This is a genomic window from bacterium (assembly GCA_022616075.1).
Classification (GTDB): Bacteria; Acidobacteriota; HRBIN11; order JAKEFK01; family JAKEFK01; genus JAKEFK01.
In genome coordinates this window covers 1-5,446 of the sequence record JAKEFK010000050.1, presented here as the reverse complement: position 1 = coordinate 5,446, position 5,446 = coordinate 1, and the positions used below count along the sequence as shown (strand labels likewise).

Here is a 5,446-nt window from a genome sequence, read left to right as displayed (position 1 = left end):
TTTTTGCTTTCGATAAATGCCCTCCGAATTTTTTCGTAATCGCACTCTAAGTAAGAATCTCCATACAACACAAAGAAAGGATCCGAGAGCAAACGAAGGGCTTTACGAATGGCGCCGCCTGTTCCCAGAAGCTTTGGTCCATCAAAGGAATAGCGAATCTTCATGTCAAACAGTTTGCCATCACCGACAGTTTGTTGAATTTTATCGCCCAGATAGCCGCCACAAACGACCACACGGCGGATGTCATGGTGATGTAACAACCGCAGTTGATGAACGAGAAACGGCTCCCCTTCGATTTCAATGAGCGCTTTGGGAATGTTCTGAGTTATGGACTGTAAACGTGTGGCAAGACCGCCAGCCAGGATGGCAACTGTTGGATCTTTCATGACTGCGCAATTACTTTGGTCCCTTCAAAATCAAAACGGAATCTCACTTCTTCCAACCCAGCGTCTGTCATGGCGCGCCGGAGACGAACCCTGTCTTCGGCGTAAAACATTAAAAAGCCGCCTCCCCCCGCGCCGATGAGTTTGCCGCCCAGAGCGCCGTTTCGCAATCCCAAATCGTACCATTCGTCAATCCGGTCATTGCTCATTTGCGGAGAACGTTGCTTCTTGTGCTTCCAGTGCACATTCATCAGATCCGCGAAAAGGTTCAGATCTCCTGATTCCAATGCGCGCTTGCTTCCTTCACCCAACTTCTTAATGAAATGCAGATTCTCCGCCATCCGCTGATCCTTTTCTTTGCTTCGCGTGTCCTGTTCCCTGAGTATTTCGGAAGCGGACCGCGAATAACCGGTGAAGAAAAGCATCAGGTTATCTTCCAGGTTATACAACACATCCGTTTTAAATTGCATCGGAGAAGCAACTACCCGGTCATCCTGCAAAAATTGAAAGAAAGTCACTCCACCGTACGCGGAGATGTACTGATCCTGCTTACCGACCGGCTCCTTAAGAATATCGATTTCAATACGGCAGGCTTGATCGGCGACTTCTTGAGGGTGAACGAGATTTTTTTGATGCATGTGAAGAGCTTTCAGAAGCGCAGTAAGAAAACTTCCGGAAGAACCGAGTCCTGTTCCTGCAGGAATATCCGCCATACTGGTAATTTCCAGACCGGTCCTTTGAACGTTTGTAAGTTTGAGTGCTTCGCGAATCAAAGGATGATTGATCTCCTGAATGGTCTGCGCGCGCTCCATTTTTGAGTACTTGATGATGAACTCAGCTTCAAAACTGTGATGGAGTGTTATGTAGACGTATTTATCGATCGCGGCTGCCAGAACAAACCCGCCATGTTCCCGGTAGTAAGATGGCAAATCGGTGCCTCCCCCTCCCAGCGAGATTCTCAACGGACTTCTTGTAATGATCAATTCCAGTTACCTTGTCAGTGCCCTATTTGTGCGTTGCTCGGATTTCCCCTCCTTATATAAGGGGGAGAAACAAAGCAACACGACTTTTGTACATTCCAGTTACCTTCGTTCCAGGATCCAGGTATTTTTCTTGAGGTAATCCACAGTCAGTTTGACGCCTTCGCGAATTGAAAGTCTGGCATTCCATCCGAGACTGCGGATTTTTGCGCAATCAAGAAAAATGAACGGGCTGTCGCCTATCCAGCCTCGCTCGCCACCGGAGTAGATCCGCTCAGGATGGAGGTCCAGAGCCTCGCATATCCATCCGATCGAATCATCCACGGTGCAATACTCATCCGTTCCCAGGTTGAAAATATTCACTTTCTCACGACCCTTTTCAATTGCAATCAATATAGCATCCAAACAATCTTGCACGTACATGTACGACTTTCGTTGCTTTCCGTTTCCAAGAACATTCAAATGATCAGGATGCTGCATCAGCTGGTTGTAGAAGTCGAAGACATGCCCGTGTGTATACCGCTCTCCGAGCACGGAGACAAAGCGAAAGATGTATCCCTGGAAATCATAACCTTCGCAGTATGCTTCGATCATTCCTTCACATGCCAGTTTGGAAGCGCCGTAGAGCGAGGTTTGAACCGGAAACGAAGCATGCTCCGGAGTAGGAAAAGTTTCGGGTTCGCCATAAATCGATCCGGTGGAGGCAAAAGCGATTCGCCGAATGCTATTCGATCTCATCGCTTCCAGCACATGAAAAGTAGCGATCGTATTCTGCTCCAGATCTTTCCACGGGTGTTCCAGGCCAAAACGCACATCGGCATTGGCAGCAAAATGAATTACAAAATCAGCTCCTTTCATTGCATCCTGCAATTTCTGAGCGTCCATCACGTCGGCCTCGATCAGAGTGAACCTGTTTGATTTGTGCGCCTGCTCAAGGAACTCATGTTGTCCGGTCGAAAAATTGTCTATTCCGGTCACGTAATGACCCTCCTGCAGGAGACGGTCGACAATATGGCTTCCGATAAATCCCGCACAACCGGTCACGAAGAATTGCATGAACGTATATTACACCGCCAGGTAAGCAAAGTCGTGCTGCATCCGTGAGCCAAGGAAGCTTGGTAACTCTGACGTTGAAATAAGAGAAAGAAAAAAGGAATAATCATTAAACGGGCGCGAAAACACAAACACTGGAGCGACTATTTGTCACTTCGTCTGCAGTAGTAGTTTTTGTCAACAAAATCAAGTTTTCGAACAACGTGCGAGTCATCATCGTCAAGCTACACTTATCTTGGTCTGCTGAATTTGGATTTTTTTTTGAAACAAACAACAAATCGTACAATGTGTGTAGTTTTTGTCAACAAACCCTTCCTGTGCGAAGAAATGCACACCGTTGTTACAGATTCTGTATCGCCGTCCTCTCACTTTTTCCAACGATTCATCGCCACTTCAAAGAATCTCGTCATTGGCACAGTAATTGCTTTTATGCGACGCGTTTGACATTTGCGAAGCAGGGTGAGCTAAAAACTTCCCGCCGGGCAAAAATCTAAACCGAACAATTTAGCAGTTTGAGGGTCTTTTACTTTCAGCATTTTCAGCATGCTTTCAGCGCGTTTTCAGCATTCAATTCAACAAAAAGACATCGTTCAAAGGAGACGTCTCGAGGAACATGAAAGACATTTCGTGTGGCACACCGATTGCTGTAGCGGTTTTAACTGAAATGAAAACTGAACACCGAACAAGAACAAAAGGATTTGTAACCATGAGAATATTTTCGATTTCACTATCACTCTTTTTCATAACTGCATTAGCCCTTGCCGATCCATCGGCTATTAGAAGGGTTTCAGTTTCTCCGCCTTCATTCAATCCTTCTGAAGGCCAAAAGGTGGAAATCACTGCTGAAGTAGATCACCCCGGGATCCTGTCTCTTATGATCATAGATCGAGATGGCTACCCGATTCGGGAGTTTGATAAGCAGGAAGTAACCGCAAATCAGAAAGTTTCCTTTACATGGAATGGATTTGATAAAGAAGGCTCGATTGTCGCGAATGAAGCCTATTCGCTGAGAATCGCATTGGTTGCCGATGGGAAGAGGCACATGTATTTCCCTGCCGATTCGATTGTCGACATGATTTCGATTCGAGAAGCCAAATTCAGCAGACAGGATGGAATCCTTTCTTATCGACTTCCTTCCCCTTCGAGAGTGCATCTTCAGGCCGGAATTGGATACATCGATCCGGTCACGAAAAAGCAAGTTGATTTTGTCCTCCGTACACTGGTAAACCGCGAACCACGACCCGCCGGAGCGATCGTAGAAACATGGGACCTGATGGATGAATCTGGCACGATTCGTGTGTCGGAGCTGAAAAACTTCATCGTGGGGATTGCAGCAACACCCCTTTGTGAAAACTCCATCATCACCTACGGGAATCGTAATCGCAAATTCCTGGACTGGGTCAGTCAGCGCAAAGGACAATCCTTCTTTACGGCCCGTACCGATCACCATCATCACCACAAGGGACTGAGAACACTGGATGACATTTCGCCTACGATGAAACTTAACATTTTAAACGCTGCGAAAAACAAACTCGATCAATCCTGGCAAACGAATCGACCAACGATCCAGGTGTCCGGAGAAATTACCGGCGCAAACGCGGCAAATTTTACAAAACAACCGGGATTCATTGCGGTCTTTGTAGATGGAAAAAATGTGCACGAGATCCCTAACCCTGTTTCCCCTTTCGAAATAGAAATCCCGATCGATAAGTTGAAGCCCGGAGATCACGTAGTGGCAGTGAACTGGGCATCGACCTGGGGCCCGGTCGCAGCAAATTCTTTTCGCCTGAAAATCGAAAACAAAACCGTTCAATCCAAGCTGAGATAGAACATGCATCAACTATTTAATTCTAAAGTTTCTTTTCTCTTCCTACTTGCATTCGGTCTGCTCGCCCTGCACGCTGAAGCCGCCACTACAATAAGTGGAGGCACGATTTCTTCGAATACAACGTGGACGCTTGCAGGAAGTCCCTATAACGTGACCGGAAATGTCGAGGTGGGCGGCGCAGCCAACCCGATTCTCACCATAGAACCGGGAGTTCAAGTAACTTTTGAAAACCAGAAGTTCATCAGATTCGGAAATACAGCGCCTGGTGGACTGAACGCGGTTGGCACACCGGCCTCCTTGATAACGTTCACAAAGAAAACAAATAAGAAATGGGGCGGGTTGCAGTTTAACGCCAATAGCCTCCCTTCAACGATTGCTCATGCCACGATTTCCTTCGGTAGCAGTGGTGTTCGCATAACCGATGGTGTCAATCCGATTACTGTACGGCATGTTACGTTTAGCAGTAATGGCACTGCAATCTGGGCTTCCACGACTGCGCCAGTCTCCCTGTATGCGAATAGCTTTCCATCGAATTCTACCGGCGTTGAGACAGTAAATGCACTCAGCGCGCTTTTCTGTTGGTGGAACTCAGCAACAGGTCCAACTGGCAATGCCATAGTCGGCCCAGTCTCCTATGAACCGTGGTTAACTGCGACCCCATCTGCCAATTATTATTTTCTGCCACCTTCGACAAGAAAAAACAAAACCTTTAACCCCTCGATCGGAATGAATACTCACGCCGGTTTTACAACCTCCGCATCAGGCGATTGGATTGTAAAAATAATAAATAGTGGCAGCACAGTTATAAGGACCTACACAGGATCCGGATCGACAGCGACCATCGCTTGGGATGGCAAAAATGATTCAGCGGTCCTGCAGCCCATTGGCAGCTACACCTACAGATTGGAGAGCACATCAACGTTAGGACAGGTTGCAACGGCCGCCGTTGGGAACATAGTGCTAGTCAATACGCCTTCACTTGTCATTAGCTCCTTTACCGTCAGTCCTGCTTTCTTCAGTCCCAATGCTGACGGCTTTCAGGATATAGCCGCCATCACAGGAGCACTCAACTCTTATCCGGATACGACCTGGACTGTATTTATAAAAAATTCCGGCGGAACAACGGTCAGGACAATTCTCAGTTCCGGATTGTCACTCTCAATCGGGTGGGACGGTAAAAACGATTCCGGTGTCATCGAACC

At 47.2% G+C, this 5,446-nt stretch carries 5 protein-coding genes; 2 read left to right on the top strand and 3 right to left on the bottom strand.

Features of this window, described 5'->3' with window-relative positions:
• The 3 genes from L0156_04525 to L0156_04515 form a co-directional block, all read right to left on the bottom strand.
• Positions 1 to 386: NTP transferase domain-containing protein (locus tag L0156_04525; protein ID MCI0602257.1), on the bottom strand; the 386-nt coding region annotated here is incomplete at its 3' end.
• Positions 383 to 1,366, bottom strand: a complete 984-nt coding sequence (locus L0156_04520; GenBank protein ID MCI0602256.1) for a galactokinase — start codon at positions 1,364 to 1,366, stop codon at positions 383 to 385. The genes L0156_04520 and L0156_04525, both read right to left, overlap by 4 nt.
• 99 nt (positions 1,367 to 1,465) lie before the next feature.
• The gene (locus tag L0156_04515) at positions 1,466 to 2,419 is read right to left on the bottom strand and encodes an NAD-dependent epimerase/dehydratase family protein (protein MCI0602255.1); all 954 of its coding nucleotides are present in this window, start codon (positions 2,417 to 2,419) and stop codon (positions 1,466 to 1,468) included.
• Between the two features lie 703 nt (positions 2,420 to 3,122).
• Between L0156_04515 and L0156_04510 the strand changes: the two genes are divergently transcribed.
• Both L0156_04510 and L0156_04505 read left to right on the top strand, forming a co-directional pair.
• A complete protein-coding gene (locus L0156_04510; protein ID MCI0602254.1) occupies positions 3,123 to 4,244 on the top strand; it encodes a hypothetical protein in 1,122 nt (373 codons plus the stop codon).
• Positions 4,245 to 4,247: 3 nt separating this feature from the next.
• Positions 4,248 to 5,446, top strand: a 1,199-nt coding sequence (locus L0156_04505) for a hypothetical protein (GenBank protein ID MCI0602253.1), incomplete at its 3' end; no start/stop codon positions are given.